At 52.4% G+C, this 18,434-nt stretch carries 16 protein-coding genes; 4 read left to right on the top strand and 12 right to left on the bottom strand.

What is annotated here, in order from left to right:
* The 10 genes from H6F75_RS17795 to gltB form a co-directional block, all read right to left on the bottom strand.
* Window positions 1-825, bottom strand: coding sequence for an SDR family oxidoreductase (locus H6F75_RS17795; protein WP_190753790.1), 825 nt, complete (start codon window positions 823-825; stop codon window positions 1-3).
* Window positions 822-1,478 (bottom strand): ribonuclease III, encoded by a 657-nt coding sequence (rnc, locus tag H6F75_RS17790; protein ID WP_190753789.1) that lies wholly within the window; start codon window positions 1,476-1,478, stop codon window positions 822-824. Before rnc ends, H6F75_RS17795 begins: the two co-directional genes overlap by 4 nt.
* Window positions 1,479-1,559: 81 nt before the next feature.
* Window positions 1,560-2,042, bottom strand: a complete 483-nt coding sequence (locus H6F75_RS17785; RefSeq protein WP_190753788.1) for an NYN domain-containing protein — start codon at window positions 2,040-2,042, stop codon at window positions 1,560-1,562.
* Window positions 2,043-2,430: 388 nt separating this feature from the next.
* A complete protein-coding gene (locus H6F75_RS17780; RefSeq protein WP_190753787.1) occupies window positions 2,431-2,778 on the bottom strand; it encodes a hypothetical protein in 348 nt (115 codons plus the stop codon).
* A 210-nt stretch (window positions 2,779-2,988) separates the two neighbouring features.
* Window positions 2,989-4,002 carry a hypothetical protein gene (locus H6F75_RS17775; protein WP_190753786.1) on the bottom strand — a complete coding sequence of 338 codons (1,014 nt, stop codon included), beginning with the start codon at window positions 4,000-4,002 and terminating at the stop codon, window positions 2,989-2,991.
* Window positions 4,003-4,004: 2 nt separating this feature from the next.
* Complete coding sequence (locus H6F75_RS17770; RefSeq protein ID WP_190753785.1) at window positions 4,005-4,574, bottom strand: DnaJ domain-containing protein; 570 nt, start codon at window positions 4,572-4,574, stop codon at window positions 4,005-4,007.
* Between the two features lie 747 nt (window positions 4,575-5,321).
* On the bottom strand, window positions 5,322-5,618 hold the full coding sequence (locus H6F75_RS17765; protein WP_190627094.1) for a hypothetical protein: 297 nt from the start codon (window positions 5,616-5,618) through the stop codon (window positions 5,322-5,324).
* Window positions 5,566-5,859: a BrnT family toxin gene (locus tag H6F75_RS17760; protein WP_190753784.1), complete on the bottom strand. Its 294-nt coding sequence runs from the start codon at window positions 5,857-5,859 to the stop codon at window positions 5,566-5,568. Before H6F75_RS17760 ends, H6F75_RS17765 begins: the two co-directional genes overlap by 53 nt.
* Window positions 5,860-5,871: 12 nt before the next feature.
* Window positions 5,872-7,356, bottom strand: a complete 1,485-nt coding sequence (gene gltD, locus H6F75_RS17755; protein ID WP_190753783.1) for a glutamate synthase small subunit — start codon at window positions 7,354-7,356, stop codon at window positions 5,872-5,874.
* A 389-nt stretch (window positions 7,357-7,745) separates the two neighbouring features.
* On the bottom strand, window positions 7,746-12,380 hold the full coding sequence (gene gltB, locus H6F75_RS17750; protein ID WP_190753782.1) for a glutamate synthase large subunit: 4,635 nt from the start codon (window positions 12,378-12,380) through the stop codon (window positions 7,746-7,748).
* A 1,270-nt stretch (window positions 12,381-13,650) separates the two neighbouring features.
* On the opposite strand from gltB, the gene H6F75_RS17745 reads away from it, so the two are divergent.
* From H6F75_RS17745 to H6F75_RS17735, 3 genes are all read left to right on the top strand, one after another.
* Window positions 13,651-14,685: a sulfotransferase gene (locus tag H6F75_RS17745; protein WP_190753781.1), complete on the top strand. Its 1,035-nt coding sequence runs from the start codon at window positions 13,651-13,653 to the stop codon at window positions 14,683-14,685.
* Window positions 14,686-15,339: 654 nt separating this feature from the next.
* Window positions 15,340-15,627: an Asr1405/Asl0597 family protein gene (locus tag H6F75_RS17740; RefSeq protein WP_190753780.1), complete on the top strand. Its 288-nt coding sequence runs from the start codon at window positions 15,340-15,342 to the stop codon at window positions 15,625-15,627.
* Window positions 15,624-16,208: a (2Fe-2S) ferredoxin domain-containing protein gene (locus tag H6F75_RS17735; RefSeq protein ID WP_206754689.1), complete on the top strand. Its 585-nt coding sequence runs from the start codon at window positions 15,624-15,626 to the stop codon at window positions 16,206-16,208. Before H6F75_RS17740 ends, H6F75_RS17735 begins: the two co-directional genes overlap by 4 nt.
* A 205-nt stretch (window positions 16,209-16,413) precedes the next feature.
* Here the strand turns inward: H6F75_RS17735 and H6F75_RS17730 are convergent, their stop codons facing one another.
* Complete coding sequence (locus H6F75_RS17730; protein ID WP_073608086.1) at window positions 16,414-16,950, bottom strand: ferritin-like domain-containing protein; 537 nt, start codon at window positions 16,948-16,950, stop codon at window positions 16,414-16,416.
* 363 nt (window positions 16,951-17,313) lie between these two features.
* Between H6F75_RS17730 and H6F75_RS17725 the strand changes: the two genes are divergently transcribed.
* Window positions 17,314-17,787: a Fur family transcriptional regulator gene (locus tag H6F75_RS17725; RefSeq protein ID WP_190753778.1), complete on the top strand. Its 474-nt coding sequence runs from the start codon at window positions 17,314-17,316 to the stop codon at window positions 17,785-17,787.
* On the opposite strand, the gene H6F75_RS17720 is transcribed toward H6F75_RS17725, so the two are convergent.
* Window positions 17,773-18,429: a DNA-3-methyladenine glycosylase 2 family protein gene (locus tag H6F75_RS17720; RefSeq protein ID WP_190753777.1), complete on the bottom strand. Its 657-nt coding sequence runs from the start codon at window positions 18,427-18,429 to the stop codon at window positions 17,773-17,775. The two genes, H6F75_RS17725 and H6F75_RS17720, sit on opposite strands and share 15 nt — an antisense overlap.
* Between the last annotated feature and the right edge of the window lie 5 nt (window positions 18,430-18,434).

Below are 18,434 nucleotides of genomic sequence, written 5' to 3'. Positions count from 1 at the left end.
CTAAATGCCTTCAAAGGTGCTGTGGCGGAAGGTGTAGCCTGCTGCCTTGAGTTTTTGGTTCGACACGCGCACGTTGTAGGGGCGGGCACTGGGTTGTGATGGATCCCACTGTACGGGCTCTAGCTGGTTGGCTTGGCAGACGCGATCGATCAGCTCGCGCACGGTGGGGATTTCGTCTTGCACCAGGTTGTAGAGGCCGCTAAGGGAGTGAGTTTGGGCATGGGCGATCGCCCCGACGATGTCATCTAAATGAATCCAGTTGCTGCCTTCGTGGCCAGAGCCGGGGCGGGTGGTGCCAGCGGCGCGGCTGTAGATTTTGGACAGCTCTCGCCCTGGGCCATAGATGCCGCCGAGGCGGAAGATACAGACGTTGCGATCGGGTGTAGCTGCTCCTAGCAGCGTTTGCTCGGTCTCGGCCATAGTGCGGGCGTTGTCGGTGGCGGGTTTGACTGGGTCGTCTTCTCTCACCCAAGCCCCGTCGTAGTTGCCATACACGGAATAGCTGCTGGTGAAAATAATTTGCTTCATGTTGGGGGACTGCTCGAGAGCGCCCACGACTGTTTGAGCTGTCTTTAAGTAAACGTCTTCGTAGTTCGCTTGGCGACCGGCCCCTACGCAGATGAGCAGTGTGTCTTGGTCTTGCAGGAGGGCGACAATGCCGTCTGCATCTGACCCACTGACCACCTGCACAGCATCGGCTACTGTCTGCAAATCACTCACTCGATCAGAGCTGGTGGTCGTGGCTGTTATATGAATTCCTTGGGATTTCCACAGGTGCGCTACGGCCTTGCCGACATACCCACAGCCCAAAATTGCTGCCTTCATCGTTTTAGCCTCCTCAAGGCGTCAATAGCTGCATTTTTACGTGCTTCTTTTTTGCTCCGCCCTTGGCCAATGCCGTAGCTAATTTCGCCTACGTAAACCTCAACAGCAAATTCTTTTGCGTGATCGGGGCCAAATGCTTTTTGCAACCGATATTCTGGCAGGCTTGAACTCCCAATATGAGCTTGCACATACTCTTGAAACTCACTAACCGGATCTGTAGCTCGAAAGTCTAACGCCATATCGACTAAGGGTTTGAAGATGGATGCTACATACTTGTATGCAGCATCTAGACCGGCATCTAATCGATAAGCACCAATCATGGCCTCAAACGCATCAGCTTGAACACTGGGATTATCTCGCTCATGCTGTGCGCCAGTCCCTAAACGAAGCATTGGTGGGATGCCTAGCTGTACTGATAGGGATGCCAAAAAGAACTTTCCAACTAAGCGATCGCCCCGTTTTGACATTTCTCCCTCAGTCATTGTGGGATAACGAGTGAAGAGTAAGTCTCGAACTACTAGTTCAATAATGCTATCACCCAAAAACTCCAGGCGCTCATAATCGAATCCTTCTTCAGGATGTTCATAGGCGTAGGTGCTGTGGGTAACAGCCTGCTGTAATAATGCTGAATTTTGGAAGTTAGGCAGGGGCATTAGAGTTGATAAACTACTGCGAGAGAGCTTTTCAGGAAGCCTTCTTAAAAAGACTTCCTGAAGCTTTAGGAGCCGAGAGTGCTATGCGGCTTCCTTGCTGAATTTTTGCAAATCTTCTACGAAGAAGATATCTTTTGGATTTAACTTTTGCAATCGCTGACTCACATTATTATGTCGGCCTATAACAATGACTCTACGCTCTGACATCTGACAAGCTCTGATAAGAGGTGAAAAATCTTTATCTCCTGTTACCAAAACAAGAATATCAGGCATCCAATGGATACTTAACCGAGCAAAGTCGCTCATTAAACGGTTGTCAAGTTCGTTTCTTGTTTTAACAGCGACATCAACACATTGCCAACCTTGTAACTGCAATTTATGCTCTGTTTCTTTTGGGATTGCACGCCAGTGGTGATAAGCATACAAAAAGGGTATGTCACCTAAGCTATTAACAAAATCGATGATTGTCGAACCATATTTCTTTAAACAAACGTTTTGACCATCAGCAAAAACGGCTACAGTAGGTCGTTGCAATTTTTCAGAGCCTAAATTTCTTTGAGCCATGTAATTGACCAAAAAACAACGGCTCGGATTAATTAGAAAACAAACTATTATTCAGCTACTGGATTCACTTAGTGATGGTACACCTCAGCAGCGCACTTACCACCAAACGATTCACAGTAACTAGATCTACATAGCAATCGCAAAGGGCGTATGGCTATACTGCCAACCGACTTTTACCCGCTAACCCCATAGCTATGCGCTCTGTGCGATATCTATGTAGGCCTAGTTAATGTTGATAACAGCTCATGACTAATACCGAGCTTGTATAAAAAGTAACTCAGATCCTTTCGTGGGGCAATAGTACAATTGCATCAATATCCGCTGCCGTCCTGCACCCTAAACTAGTCCAGTTATAGATTCGCACCCTTGAGTTCCGACATATCAACACTTAAGCACTGTCGCCGCTACGGCAAGCAGCAGATCGGCTTTGCTGCTTCCAAGACCGTTTTACTGAGGAAAGTACCTGAGCAGTCGAATCTGCCCAAACCGGCAGAGTTATTCGCGACACTGAAGTTGCACTGTACGGGCAATGCTCGCACCGCTGCGACATTTCCCCCACGGCTAGGTGAGGATAGCGAGCAAAGATTAAATCGCGCACCACAACTTCAAGAATGCCGTTGCCCAAAAACTCTAGGCGATCGTAGTCGGGGCCTTCGTTAGGGTGTTCGTTGGCGTAGCTGCTGTGGGTGAGCGCTTGCCGAAGCAAGGCTGGGTTTTGGAAATGAGGCAGGGGCATTTTGGACTCGACAGTAAAACCGGGTTCCTTGCTCTAAACTCTAAAAGCTAATTTAGCTATTAAAGCTTAGTTGGAACCCGGTTTCCGAGTTGGTGAGCTTGAGGCAGTTCAATGGTGCCTGTGAGGTAGCGATCGCAGTTTCCTACGACCCACATCCCAATTGCTTACTTATGTCACTAGTGGAGTAGGGCGTAAAGCCCATAGTTACTATCAAGCCGCAGGCGGAAAAGACTTATAACCTAATGCAGATTTTGGACTGTGCTGACCAAACAAAGTTTTGACCTTGTAAAGCTTTAACAAGGCTTCTTCAGCGTCGGGATATCGCTCCATCAGGAAATTGATCATCTCATCAGCCGTACAGCTTTTCTGAGTGCCGCCATTCCAGCTATGAAACTCCTTATGGACTTCCTCGTTAAGGGTCATAAGGTTATCTATGCAGGCAGCTAGGTCTGGATAGTCTCTGTCGGAGTAGATATGATGAGCAGCGAGATTAAATTTATTGGACTTACCGTATTTACTGCGAGTAATTTGGCAAGTTTCTTTATCTCGCTTTTTGGCAGCCGCTTTGGCTTTAGTAATCTCTTTTTGCCGAGCCGTCTCGGCGTCGATGATTAAATTAAGTGTCTTTTTCCCTACTACCTCAACGGCTTTACACCATTCCCTACGGTCTTTCATAGTCAATGACTGAGCTAGTTCCCGGCTTAACCGATCAAAGCCAGATAAGGAATAGTATCTAACTCCATCAAAGTCGTCGAAATCTTCAAATTTAACAAGCGGCCTTTCAGAGCGTTGAATTGAATCAAAGGCACGGTTAAGACGAGCGTAGCTCGTGCAGAAGATGTTAACCGCATCCTTCTTGGACAGAAAGTATCTATTATTTCTAGGACTTAGAGAACTACAGTTCTCATGGATTTTGCGGCGAACGAAAGCATTTCGGAGTTTTTCCTTATGCTTGGTTATGAATTCAACAATATTGTCCCAGAGGCTCTTCGGCTCTACTGAGTCCATATACTTTGCGATCGCAAAGGCCCCGTGCTCCGCAAAGATTCGTTCTTGAAGCTTTTTGTTTAAGTAGATATAGTGATCGTTCTCTCTTAAATCCCACTCATCATTGGGATCAGACTCAAAGAAGGCTATGATTTTATCTAATTTACTAACAGAAATCCCTAAGGCATCTGCTAGGTCTTTCTCCTTGATGGTGAAACTCGAAGTGTCCTTTGCCATTTCTAAGCCTCCGCACCAATGCTTTGGTACATGGTGTTGATGCGGTCAAAAACTTTGGTATCGCCCGTGCCCGAAGTGTCTGGATGATACGTTTTACTTAAAGCGTGATAAGCCTTTTTGATATCTTCTTTCGAAGCCGACTTCGGATTGAGGTCAAATACTCGCCAAGGCAAGAAGTATTTGAAGATATCAATTCCGTTGATGCAGCCGTAGCCCTCTTCCTGATCTTCTCCAGGAAGAACGCCAATAAACTTTCGGTATAGAACTTCCCAAGAATCTTTCAGGCCTAAGTTCATTGGCTCCATGCCGTCTGTGGCCATCTTGAAAGAGCCGGATTTCTTCAACTCAGTCGTATCCTTGACCTCAAAATAGCTGTAAACAGCCTTTTTAAGGTCAGCCATTGACAATGGCTTGATCTTCTTTGTTACTTTCTTAACTGCTTTATCTTTCTTCTTATAATTGACAATAACAAATTGAGCAAATTCAAGAAGTGCTTCGGAGTCAATCTTGTAATGCTCGGCGAGGCGACTGGCCTCGTTTTGAATAAGTGAATTAAGCTGATTAGATGGCATAGCAAATTCGCTTTAGATTTGAAGGTAAAACTGCGTATAGCTACCTATATTCTGGTAGGCACTATTAGCTTTCCCTAGATTCTGCTCTACTGCAACAACCTAAAAAGGTTTTCATGGAAGTTCAAATGTTCTATCTGAAGCTGTGATTTGCTCAATCTCTTGTTGGGCTAGTAAAGCTGAACTAATAAATCGTTGTAAAGAGAGCGTTCTCTTTACACGAAGCGATATCAATTGATTAGTAAGCACCACCTGTTATCTATTCAAAATATCACCGCTATTTAGCGGTGAGCTATTCAACATATTTCGCTAGATAAAAGTTTATTTAGCCTTGGTTAAACATTCATCCAGACTTGCGATCGCCCTTATTAGCCCCTTGCTACAACCATCGCCATCCCTGTTAGCTTCATCAGCCACCTTGGAGGGTTCGGCCAGTCGTCGCAATCATTCATCCGGCTAACGCGATCGTTCCTACAGGCCCAAAGATCCTCAGCCACCAACAGAGATCGTTCATATCCCGGGCACAATGCTTTATCAATCCCTGCGGATTGTGCATCTCACACCGTTGAAGCTTTTACCAGTAGAGCAATAGGTTCATAACGCCAAGCGTTAAAGGGTACGCAATCCTCAAGTGATTATGCGCTCAATGCAACAGAACAAATCCATTGACTGAGGCAGCGTATTCATGCAAAGAAACGCTGTTCGGCTAAGATAGCTGCAACAGCGTTTCTTGATTAGTTTCGGCTGTGCTTAGGTTGGCCTATGCAGCAGAGCAGCTTGCTTTTGGGATTCGGCATAGATTCTGAGAGCTGCTGCCATATGTTGCTCTGCGCCTTCCCCTTGAGACTGAAACCAGTTCAAGGTTTCGGCATCAATGGGCACAGTGACTATAGAAGCCGATGATTGATGAGGCATTCGTAGCTTTGCTTTTGCAAAGAAAGCCTCATCAAGCGGCGGAATGTCAGAAGTGTCAATATCCTCATCGGTCATTGCGTCAATTCTGGCCCAATCGGTCTTGGATGTATTGTTCATAGCGCTTTCGTTCATGCGAGAGTGCCTTTCTTAAAGAAATGACGCGAATGATATTTGCTTCTGGCTCTGTAAATATGATCACGATAATGCGACCATTCAGCAACCCGATACCCATCCATCGGTCTTCACCATAATCATCACGCTCATCTAGATCGATCAGCAACGGCAAGTCAAAGATTCGATACGCGTCTGCGAAGTCGAAGCCATGCTTGCCGATGTTGGTCTCATTCTTTCGGTCATCCCACTCAAACTGCATAGGCGGCTCAGGTTAGGGCAGTTCGGTGGTGCCCATCAGGTAGCGATCGCACTCCCGCGCCGCCCCACGCCCTTCATTGATCGCCCACACCACTAGGCTCTGGCCCCGACGACAATCCCCAGCGGCAAACACCCCCGGAATTGAAGTGGTGTACTGCTCATGCTCAGCCTTCACGTTGCTGCGGCCATCTTTTTCTAGGCCCAAAGCATCGATCAAGGGCTGCTCCGGACCAAGGAAGCCCATCGCCAGCAGCACCAGATGCGCAGGGACAACCTTCTCGGTGCCGGGCACGTTCTGAGGCACAAACCGACCATTTTCGTCTTTGCCCCACTGAATCTGCACTGTGTGGACAGCTTTCACGTTGCCCTGCTCATCGCCCTCAAACTTGGTGGCGGTAGTCAGGTAGGCGCGGGGGTCGTCACCAAACATCGCAGCGGCTTCCTCCTGGCCATAGTCCATCTTGTAGACCTTGGGCCACTCCGGCCAGGGGTTGCCCGCCGAGCGGGTTTCGGGCGGCTGGGGCATGATTTCCACCTGGGTGACGCTATTGCACCCGTGGCGAATGGAGGTACCCACGCAGTCGGTGCCCGTGTCGCCGCCACCGATAATCACTACATCTTTGCCCGCCGCCGAGATGTAGTCGTTGCCGGGGTAGCCATCCAGCAGCGATCGCGTATTGGCCGTGAGAAATTCCATCGCAAAGTGAATGCCCTTCAGCTCGCGCCCTTCGATGGGCAGGTCACGGGGCTTAGTGGAACCGGTGCAGAGCACTACAGAGTCGAACTCATTGAGCAGATTGTCAGCCGAAATGTCTTTGCCGACTTCGGTGTTGCAGACAAAGGTGACGCCCTCAGCCTCCAGCACGTCTAGCCGACGCTGCACTACCTGCTGCTTATCGAGCTTCATGTTGGGAATGCCGTACATCAGCAGGCCGCCGGGGCGATCGGCCCGCTCGTACACGGTGACCCAGTGGCCCGCTGAGTTGAGCTGGGCAGCGGCGGCCAGTCCAGCGGGGCCAGAGCCAATCACCGCGACTTTCTTACCCGTGCGCTGCTGCGGTGGCGTGGGAGTAATCCAGCCCGACTCCCAACCCTTTTCGGCGATGGAATACTCAATATTTTTGATCGTCACCGGGGGGTTGGTGATGCCCAGCACGCAGGAACCCTCGCAGGGAGCAGGGCAAACGCGCCCGGTGAACTCGGGGAAGTTGTTGGTCTTGTGCAGCCGCTCCAGGGCTTCTTCCCACAGGCCCCGATAGACCAGGTCGTTCCATTCTGGAATCAGGTTGTTGACGGGGCAACCGCTGGCCATACCGCTGATGGTCATGCCCGTGTGGCAGAAGGGGGTACCGCAATCCATGCAGCGAGCGCCCTGAGTGCGGAGGTTTTCCTCCGGCATGTGGAGGTGGAACTCGTCCCAGTTGCGAATGCGATCGGCGGGGGCAACTTCTTGCGCCACTTCCCGCAGGTATTCCATAAAGCCAGTCGGTTTTCCCATGGTGTTTGTCCTGCAAAGTGTGTTGATGGGGAGACAGGTAGGATGGGCAATGCTTGCATGCCTACCAAAAAAGTTTCTTTGGAGTAATTAGGCAGGGTCTATCGACCTTTGCCTCTTTACAGATTGCGTAGGTTGGGTGAAGCGTCAGTGGAACCCAACATTGCCGAAGTTTTCGTTGGGTTCCACTCTGTTCCACCCAACCTACGCTCTAACTCGAATTTGAATAGTCTTTGTCTCCATGAGTAGCATTCAGTTGGGCTGTCATTAGATTGGTTGATAGGTGGGCATTGCCCACCCTACGGGGATTTCGCGATCGTAGGGTGGGCACCGCCCACCAAAAATTAGGCAGTTAAGCAGTAGCACCTCACCCTACAATTCATACCCAACCGCTAACTTCCGCCGATGCGGGCAACGTCGCGGGCGTTTTCTTCAAACGCTGCCGTTAGGGCATCGTCGCCGGTGAGGCCATCTGCCAGGGCTTTTTGAATGTGTTGCAGCACCCGCTTGTAGTCGCGGGGCATCACCTTCACAAACTTGGTGATCGCGTTATCCCAGTCTTCGAGCAGGCTCAGCCCCCGCTTGCTCTGGGTGTAATCGACATGACGCTGAATCAGCTCTTGCAGGTCGCGAATTTCTTCGGGGTCAGTGAGCTGCTCCAGATCCACCATTTCGGTGTTACAACGAGTGGCAAAATCGCCAGCTTCGTCGAGCACGTAGGCGATGCCGCCGCTCATGCCGGCGGCAAAGTTGCGCCCGGTTAGCCCCAGCACGATCGCCTTGCCGCCGGTCATATATTCGCAAGCGTGGTCGCCGACGCCTTCTACTACTGCGGTCACACCCGAGTTGCGCACACAGAAGCGCTCACCCGCTAGCCCCCGAATGTAGGCTTCGCCACTGGTCGCGCCGTAGAAGGCGACGTTGCCAGTGATGATGTTTTCAGCGGGCACAAAGGTCGACTGCTTGGGCGGGTAGACAATTAGCTTGCCGCCGCTGAGGCCTTTGCCCAGGTAGTCGTTGGCTTCGCCTTCCAACTCTAGGGTGACGCCCTTGGGCACAAAGGCCCCAAAGCTCTGCCCAGCGCTGCCCTGGAAGTGGAGGTGAACGGTGTCTTCCGGCAATCCCTCCCAGTGGCGTTTGGTGATCTCGTTGCCGAGAATGGTGCCGACGACGCGGTTGACGTTTTGGATTGGCAGGGTGGCGCTGACCTTTTCGCCCCGCGCGATCGCAGGTTCGCACAGCTCCAGCAACGTGGTCATATCCAGCGATTTCTCCAGGCCGTGGTCTTGGGCCATCTGGCAGTAGCGCCCGACTTCGGGGCCAACCTCCGGCTGGTGCAGGATGGGGGAGAGGTCGAGGCCCTTAGCTTTCCAGTGGGCGATCGCGGCCTTTGGCTCCAGCACATCGGTGCGACCTACCATCTCATCCAGGGTGCGGAAGCCCAGTTGGGCCATCAGCTCGCGCATATCCTGGGCGATGAACCGCATGAAGTTGACCACGTGGTCGGGGTCGCCCATGAAGTGCTTGCGCAGCTCAGGATCTTGGGTGGCGACACCCACGGGGCAGGTGTTCAGGTGGCAAACCCGCATCATGATGCAGCCCAGGGAGATCAGGGGAGCGGTGGCAAAGCCAAACTCTTCGGCCCCCAGCAGAGCGGCGACGACGACATCGCGCCCGGTTTTCATTTGGCCGTCGGTTTCGACGACGACCCGACTGCGCAGGTTGTTCAACACTAGGGTTTGGTGGGTTTCCGCTAACCCCAATTCCCAGGGTAGACCGGCGTGCTTGATGGAGGTTTGGGGTGAGGCCCCAGTGCCGCCATCGAACCCCGCGATGAGAATCACATCGGCGTGGGCTTTGGCCACCCCAGCGGCGATGGTGCCGACCCCAACTTCGGACACCAGTTTGACGTTGACGCGGGCATCGCGGTTGGCGTTCTTGAGGTCGTGGATCAGCTCGGCCAGATCTTCAATGGAGTAGATATCGTGGTGGGGCGGCGGCGAAATCAGGCCCACGCCGGGGGTAGAGTGGCGCACCTTGGCAATCCAGGGGTAGACCTTGCGGCCCGGTAGCTGACCACCTTCGCCAGGCTTGGCCCCCTGAGCCATTTTGATCTGGATCTCTTGAGCTTGAGACAGATAGAGGCTGGTGACGCCGAAGCGGCCAGAGGCTACCTGCTTGATGGCGCTGTTTTTGGAGTCGCCTTTTTCATTCGTCCAGGTATAGCGATCGGGGTCTTCGCCGCCTTCGCCCGTGTTAGATTTGCCGCCCAGGCGGTTCATGGCGATCGCCAACGCCTCGTGGGCCTCCTTAGAAATCGACCCATAGCTCATCGCCCCGGTCTTAAACCGCCGGGTGATGGCCTCGACAGGCTCCACCTCGTCCAGGGGAATCGGCTCTCGCTGCTTGAACTGAAGCAGGTCGCGCAGGCGGAACATCTGTTTCTCTTGCTCGTTCACCAAGGCGGCGTAGCGCTTATAGGCCTCGTAATCGCCCGTTCTCACCGCTTTTTGCAGTGAGTGAATGATTTCGGGGCTAAACAGGTGGGCTTCTCCCTCTTTGCGCCACTGGTAATCGCCGCCCGCATCCAGAGTAATGTGCTCGGTAGGGCGATCGGGGAAGGCGTGGCGGTGGCGCTTGAGGGCTTCTTCAGCTAATACGTCTAGCCCGACACCCTGAATGCGGGAGGCCGTCCAGGTAAAGTACTGGTCAACAACGGTGTGGTTGAGGCCCAAGGCTTCAAAGATCTGCGCACCGCGATAGCTCTGAATGGTGGAGATGCCAATTTTAGAGGCGATTTTGATCACCCCCTTGGTGACGGCCTTGATAAAGTTTTGGCAGGCTTTGTCGAACTCCATCGGCGGCAGCAGCTGATCGCTGATCATGCCCTCGATGGTGTCAAACACCAGGTAGGGGTTGATTGCGCCGCAGCCGTAGCCGATCAGGGTGGCGAAGTGGTGCACTTCGCGCGGTTCGCCCGACTCTAGAACCAGACCGACGCGGGTGCGGCTGCCGTTGCGAATCAGGTGGTGGTGCAGGCCAGCGACAGCCAGCAGCGCGGGAATGGGGGCGTGGTCGGCGTCAAGGGTGCGATCGCTCAAAATAATCAGGCTGGTGCCCTGGGCGATCGCCTCATCCGCCGCCGCAAAGATCCCGTTCAGCGCCGCCTCTAGCCCCGCTTCACCCTCAGCTGCCTTGAACACAATGGGCAGCGTCGTCGAAGGAAATCCGCTAGCCTCAGCATTCTTCAGCTTGGTCAGCTCCGCATTGGTGATGATCGGCGTTTTGAGGTTAATCAGCCGACAGCTCTCCGGCTCGGGCTGGAGCAAATTGCGCTCGCTGCCGATGGTGGTGTCTGCAGAGGTGATGATCGCCTCGCGAATGGAGTCGATGGGCGGGTTCGTCACCTGGGCAAACAGCTGGTGGAAGTAGTCGTACAGCAGCCGAGGCTTATTCGACAGCACGGGTAGCGGCGTGTCAGTACCCATGGCACCGACAGCTTCCACACCGCTTTCGGCCATGGGCTTAAGCAGCAGGCGCAGCTCCTCAAAGGTATAGCCAAAGGCAGTTTGGGCGATCGATAGGGGCACAGGGGTGGGTAGGGGCGCAGCAGGCTGCGCCCCTACGGGATTTGTGCCATTGCCGTTTAACCCTGCGGGGTTTGTGGACTCCGGCAGATCTGCCAATTTCACCAAGTGCTGATCGAGCCATTCGCGGTAGGGTTGCTCAGCGGCGATTTGGTGCTTGATCTCTTCGTCAGAGACGATGCGGCCCTCTTCCATGTTCACCAAAAACATGCGGCCCGGCTCCAGGCGACCCTTGTAGGCGACCCGCTCGGGTTCGATGGGTAGCACTCCGGCTTCCGAGGCCATAATCACCAGGTCATCCTTGGTGACCGTGTAGCGGGAAGGGCGCAGGCCGTTGCGATCGAGCACCGCACCCATCATGGTGCCGTCGGTGAAGGCGATCGCCGCCGGGCCATCCCAGGGCTCCATCAGGCAGGCGTGGTATTCGTAGAAGGCTTTTTTCTCGGCGCTCATCGACTCATGGGCCGTCCAGGGTTCAGGCACCATCATCATCATGGCGTGGGGAAGCGATCGCCCGGCCAGCGTCATCAGCTCCAGGGTGTTGTCGAAGATGCCAGAGTCGCTACCTTCTTTGTTGATCAGTGGCTTGGCGCGATCGAGATCACCGCCAAATAGCTCAGCCTCAAACATCGACTGGCGGGCATACATCCAGTTGATGTTGCCGCGTAGGGTGTTGATTTCGCCGTTGTGGGCCACATAGCGATAGGGGTGCGCCCGCTCCCAGCTGGGGAAGGTATTAGTGCTAAAGCGCGAGTGCACTAGGGCCAGCGCGCTTTCCATTGCCTCATCGGCCAGGTCGGGGAAGTACAGCCCCACCTGCTCTGGCGTCAGCATGCCCTTATAGACCACCGTGCGGCACGACAGGCTGGTGGCGTACCAGTAGGGGTCGGCGGGGTGAATGGCGGAGTGGGTGCGCTTGCGAATGATGTATAGCTTGCGCTCAAAGGCCTGGTCGTCGGCCAAATCGCCAGAACGCTGAATAAACACCTGCTGCATAAACGGCTCGCTGGCCTTGGCCGTCTCTCCCAGAGAGGCGTTGTCGGTGGGCACATCGCGCCAGCCCAGCACCTGTTGCCCCTCTTCTGCGGCAATTTGCTCAAAAACGCGACGACCCTGCTCACGGTCTGCCGGGGTGGGCGACGAAAAGAAGAAGCCCACGCCGTAGTGCTCTGGCCCCGGTAGGGTAATGCCCTCTGCCGCTGCCACCTTGGCCATAAATTTGTGGGGCATTTGCAGCAAAATGCCTGCCCCGTCGCCGGTGTTGGCCTCAGCCCCTACCGCGCCCCGGTGAGCCAGGTTGACCAGAATTGTCAGCCCCTGCTGCACAATAGTGTGTGACTGAGCGCCCTTCATATGGACGATGAAGCCAACGCCACAGGCATCGTGTTCGTACTGTGGATGGTAAAGACCTTGAGCTTGGGGCGGTTGAGATAGGGTCATTGATTTATCGAGCAACAGGAAGGAACTCAAACAGGCATAGCTATAGACCGTGCCTAGCTATTCTGCGATGAGCCATGGGGTGTTGACTAGTCCCTTAAGAAAATAATCAGATCAATGCCTTAAGAAGTTTGCGAAATATCACAAAGCCTAGGGTTTTTTGACGCCAAGAATTTCTGCTAAATCAAGCACATCTACAAGAAAAGATATATTGTGGCTAGTGGGTTCTCTTGAGCGAGCTAGAACCGCTGGTGTTGATGCTGGCAAACTGGTTCTCTATCAAGCTAAGAGGCTGTTTGCAAAGGCATCTGTCGTGCTTAGGTGACCTATCCCCTTCAAAGGGATATATTCAAGCTTAAAATCTCTTCTGAAAAGGGATATTCAAGGAGAAGCTCAGCTTTTTGCTGTACAGGAATAGAACCCTTAAGTCCAACTCTAAAGCATCTTGCTGTAGTGAGTATTCAACAACAAAGCTAAGCGTAATTACGCTTAGCTTTGCTCAAATATACTGACTGATACAGTCGAGGCTGAGCATTCTGAAATATAGCTGCCCCATCGCGATTCTTGTGGATTTAAAGGGCCAACAAATTGCGTGATCTGTTGAATGAGCAACGACTGCAAAAATTACATATTCTTACAAGCTGTGTTGAGTAGAGCGCGTGATCTGGTTGCGTGGCCGTTGGTCAGACAAATGCTGTGAACAACGATCGTAGTTTGTTCGATCACTAAGAAATGACAGCCTCATTTTGCTGCTTCTAATATTGTGGCGAAAGAACATACTGCGATCGCCTCATAAGACTGTGCCACTGAGCAGAGCTCCCTGCTTCTTAACCTTTCCAGAGTTCTATCCCTACTTCCTCACCACTTCCTAGGCAGTTCAGCAGCTTTTCCCCTGTTTAAGCTCGTGAGAGGCCTGTCTAACAAGAGCACGCTCTTTATATGATCTCTTGCTAAATGTCAATATTCCCCCCGATGGTTACTTTGTCAGGGTTTGTAAGTTTTTTGGCGCTACTTCAAGGCTTCTGACCCTTGATTTTGCGTCTTTCTAGCACCTATTCCTAAAGGTAGATGACGGGATAGAAGCAGCTTTCCGAACCACTAGCTTCATAAGAAATTTATTGAGCTTCATTAAAACTTCAATTAATCTCTAGTTAACCTTACCTACCATGTCTTAAGTATAAGTTTACCTTTAGATAACCTTTGACCTACTTTTGCATAGGTTATCTATCGCCATTGCTATTAAGTGTTGCCCCCAACTTAAGGATTTATAGACATGGTGAAGCAAGGTGCATCGCCCCGCCTTACTGCGACTTCGGCCGTCAACACGTTAACCCGTGAGCGCAACACTCAGCGCCCACTCGTCAAATCTCCCTTCTTTATTTGTTGCTCAGGGCGGTCTGGTTCTACCCACCTGCGTCTCATGCTGGACTACCACCCTCAGCTATCTTGTGTTGATGAAGTGGGTTACATCACCGAACTGGTGTCTGATGATGGCGATGTACCTGATGTTGCAACATACCGCCAATGGCTAGAATCCGATTTTGTTTTTCAATCTTGCTGCGACTTTACTATTGACCCTGGTCTAGATTTCTATGAGTTGGTAAACGATTTTCTTTGCCAACAGCAGGATTGCAGCAATAAACTGGCAGTGGGTGCGATCAGCCATTTTGATTTCATTCGGCTTTTAAAGCTTTGGCCAGATGCACGTTTTATTCACATGGTGCGAGATGGGCGGGACGTTGCCTACTCCTGGATGAAGGAGATGCATTTGTTTGAAAATCCTTGGTTCGCCGCTCAAAAATGGCGTGAGGCAGAGCAGGATTGGGAGCGGTTGGCCCAGCATCTTCCTGAGGGGCAGTATCTAGAAATTACCTATGAGAATATGGTCAATGACACGGTAGGTACACTGACAGAAGTTTGTCAGTTCTTAGGTGTTGACTACGATGCTCAAATGCTGAACTTCAGTAAAGCAGGAAGCTACTTCACTCGGCCAGATCCAAAGTTCAGTGGTCTATGGCGATCGCATCTCTCTCCTTGGGAAATACAAGTAGCAGAAGCCAACATTTCAGATTTGCTCATTGATAGAGGCTATAGACTGAGCGAACTGCCCAGGTTGACGGTTAGCTCTCTAGATCTGAAGCGGTTTAAGCTGGTGGAGAAGGCATTTATGTGGCGGCAACGCATTGGCTTTTTTGGCCTACGTCTGTCAGCAGCTGAGTATTTCTCACGTCGCCTTGGTCTGCAGGGGTGGCACCGACGGGTAAAACAAAACATGCATGCGATTTCGATTCCTGCTTTAAAGCGCTAGTGGCCCAACAAGGTAAGACTGCCTCCGCGTTTGCCGCATTCACCCTCATCCCCGGCCCTTCTCAAAAAAGAGAAGAGCTGGGGATTTCTATATTTATGAGGTGTGAGTTCTGTTAGAGACCGCAGGCCGGTCGCAACAGGACGAAGTTGAACTCGTAGGGCGGACGCGATCGCTAGGCTCATCCTCACAGCCACAAGGGTGACATAAAGCTGTACTAACTTCTTCGATTTGGGATCCCTAGAGCGACGCAACAGAATGGCGGGGGGATAACGCAGTGGGGTGGCGATCTGGGTGGGCAATTGCCTCAAGCAGGCCAATCCGCCGCCTATAAAGCGCTGAGGCTAATTTAATCCACCGAACCCCAGCGCCGGTACGCAAGGCTTGCTGCGAATAGAACGTCCTTATTGAAAATCTGTTGCATTAATCCCGAGGTTTGGGTATCTTAGTAACAACGATAGTCAATAGCAAAGCAACCGATGTCCCCAGGGTATCGCGTCCAGTAATTCTTAGAAAAATGCCTTAATGCTTTCTGGGAAAGGGATCCAGCTTTTTCAAGCCTCGGCTGAGCCCAACACCTTAGCGTTTAGTTCAGAGTTAGTTTCAATAAGTTCTGACCCCTAGCGGTCATCACTATGGAGATTCAGTCGAGTTAATATGCACGTTTTAGAGTCAGATTATTTAGGGTCAGGGCAAGACCTACAAAATACTGCCCCCGCTCAAACCGTGGTTGATTTAGACCGGGTAACCCGCTGGAACGTCTACCGCCGCCTGCAAGAGTTGCACATGGTGTGCACCTGTGGTGGCGATCGCTCCCTCACCGTTGCCATCCACACCCCCGCCGACGCCCTGCTGGTGTGGAGCGTGGTACAAGCTGCCATCCAGCCCAAGCTATTTCTCGCTGACCATCTCAAGCGCTGCTGGCAGCAAAGGAGCTTGACATGAGTCTCCACGAGTCCGCCACCCTAGAGGTTGGAACCGCAATGCCCACTGGCCAAGTGCTCAAGGGTCAGTACAGCGGGGTCTATCGCTCCGACAAAGGCAAGATTAAGGGACTGCTGCTACAAGCGGGTGAGGCCAAGTTCACCGTTAAGCTGCCGAAATATTTGCGCCCCATGCTGGTGCGAGAGCTAGCACCGGGTGACTTCGTCCAGGTCTGGGCCTATCCCGAAGACGATCGCTGGCGGGCGATCAATGTTTTGCCTCTGCCCCAGTGCGAGGCGGAGATGCTGCGTCAGCAGTGGGGCGACCTTGCCCCTGTTCCAAAGCCGGCTCAGACCTCGCAAAAACGCATGTGCATCGAGGTCTGCACTAAGGGCAAATGCTACAAGCAGGGAGCTCGTCAAGTCCATAGCGCCCTGCAAGAGGCCGTAGATCGCGATCCAGCTTTGGCCCATGTTGCTATTAGGGAAACTGGCTGCATGAAAGCCTGCAAGCAAGGCCCAAACCTGCGCCTGCCCAATGGCCGAATGCTGCACAGAGTCAACCCCGCCGAAGCTCTAGCGCAGCTAGATGCAAAACGTTGACCGCTTAGGACTTCGACCCCCAGCGGTAGGAGCATGGGCTGGTGCTCGTGACCTTTGTGGGGCTTTCAAGCTGGATTATCTGGAAGGTTTATCTCGATGCGTAGGTGGTGAGCGTGGGCGATCGTCAGCTGGAGGACAACTACAGCAAAATAACCCTGCCCTCAGTTAATGAGCAGCAGGGTTTGCAGAGGGCTCTTCTCAGCAACTACCAGCCCAGCTTGAGGCTGTCTGGAGTGAGGAAGTGCTCTAGATGGTAAGCCCGCTCCTCGGTCTTCAGCAAAATTTGCTCGTAGAGGTAGCGAGTAGCGCGATCGCCCAAACTTTCAGCTTGGGCAGCCAGCCGACGAATCAGTTCAATCAAGGCCTGCTCAGCTTTCAGATCGTGGTCGATCATGATGCGGCAGCGGTAGGTGTCGTCGTTTTCCATGTCGAAGCAGCACAGCTCAGCCAGCTTGCCGAAGCTCAGAGGAGGAATGCCTCCCAGCCCGTGCAGGCGCTCACCAACTTCGTGAGCGTGGCCTTGGGCCGCTTCGTAGCTCTCCTCAAAATAGTTGTGGAGCATGTAGTACTCAGAACCTTCCACAACAAAGTGGTGCTTCTGGTACTGCAACGACAGGGCTGTAAAGCTGGCGTAGAGCGTCGCCAGTCCATCCACCACCGGCTCTGTAACCGACTTCTCGAGCAGAACTGGGTTGTTTGCAACCTCGCCATAGGTTTGCAGCAGAGTTTCAGTAATAGGCATAAGCATCCCCCTTTTTCAGCAGTGAAAGCAGCCCTAGCCTTTCAGGGTTGCTTACTGAGCCTAGCTCATTTTTTTAAATCCTGCTAATAACTTTGTTTACCTAAAAAAGTATGGAGAAATGCAGAATTCAACCGTCAATATGGATAGCGAAAATGATTTTCAATAGGTTTAATTCTTTGTATCGAAACTGATTGGCGATAGGCTCAAACCCCTTGCTGAAAGCCACTTTCAATAAGAACGCCTAATTTAATCAGCCCAGGGCGATCGCCCAAAACCCTGCTTTAGTTATGCCCTTCGTTAGATGTCAACGCTCTAATTTATATGGCCAACCTAACTGCTTTCTTCAATTGTGATGACAGGACGATGGAACAAGATCCCGCTCTGCCTAGTTTAAACCAGGAGCCCGAACTACTCAAAACTGTTCTTAATAAAGAGGGGTTTCGGTTCACTAACCAGCGGCAAAAAATACTGGACTTGTTTCAGTCGGCAGCTCTAGGTCATCATCTTAATGCTGAAGAAATTCATCAACAGTTGCTAGATCAGGGAGAAAAAATCAGTTTTTCTACCATCTATAGAGCGCTGCACGTCATGGTCAGGCTAGGGCTGCTGCAAGAGCTAGAGCTAGCCGAGGGCAGAAAGTATTACGAACTCAATACTCCCTTTATGAATCAGCACCACCATCTGGTGTGCGTTCACTGCGGCGATGTGAAAGAGTTCGAAGACGCCAAAATGACCCAGGTGGGCAGCAATGAGAGTGCCTCCCACGGGTTCTCGCTGCTGAACTGCCAGTTTACGGTGTATGGCATTTGCCCCAGTTGTCAGTCACTTCTGAGCTAGATGGCGGTAGTAGTGCCAGAGCAGGTAGGCAACCGCGCCCCGGTAGGGATCGAGAGTCGCTGTAGAGACCAATAGGTCTTTGCGGGTGGGTCGTTGCTCTAGATTTTTTAGCCGCTGATAGCTAATTTGAATGGCCAAATCTGAGGCGGGAAAACTGCTCAACCGCTGGAGGCAAAACAGCAGGTAGACTTCCGCTGTCCAAACCCCAATGCCCTTGATCTGGGTCAGCTGTTCGATCGCCTCTGCGTCAGGCAAGGTAGCGAGGGTTTCTAGGCTGAGCTGACCCGATAAAATGGTGGCCGAAAGCCGTTGACAGGTGGCGATTTTAGCCTGGCTTAGCCCCACCTGTTTGAGGGTGCTGTCTGGAGTGGCGGCGATCGCCTCAGGGGTCAGCTCTATGGTCGCCACTAGCCGCTGAAAGATCGCCTGGGCAGCCCTCAACGACAGCTGCTGCCCCATAATAACGCGCACCAGCGATGGAAACCCCGCCGCCCAGATGCGAACGGTGAGGGGGCCAGCTTCAGCCTCAATGCGCTGAAAGGTAGGATCGCGATCGCACACTACCGCCACCGCCTGCCGCAGCTCAGAGCTGGGCGGCAACAGCTCGCTATTGAGGGTTTTTGCTGCATCGCTAGGTGCCATGGCGA

The organism is Nodosilinea sp. FACHB-131, assembly GCF_014695395.1.
In the GTDB taxonomy this organism is placed as follows: domain Bacteria; phylum Cyanobacteriota; class Cyanobacteriia; order Phormidesmidales; family Phormidesmidaceae; genus Nodosilinea.
The sequence above is the reverse complement of the archived record's forward strand: the minus strand, read 5'-3'. Positions and strand labels throughout refer to the sequence as shown.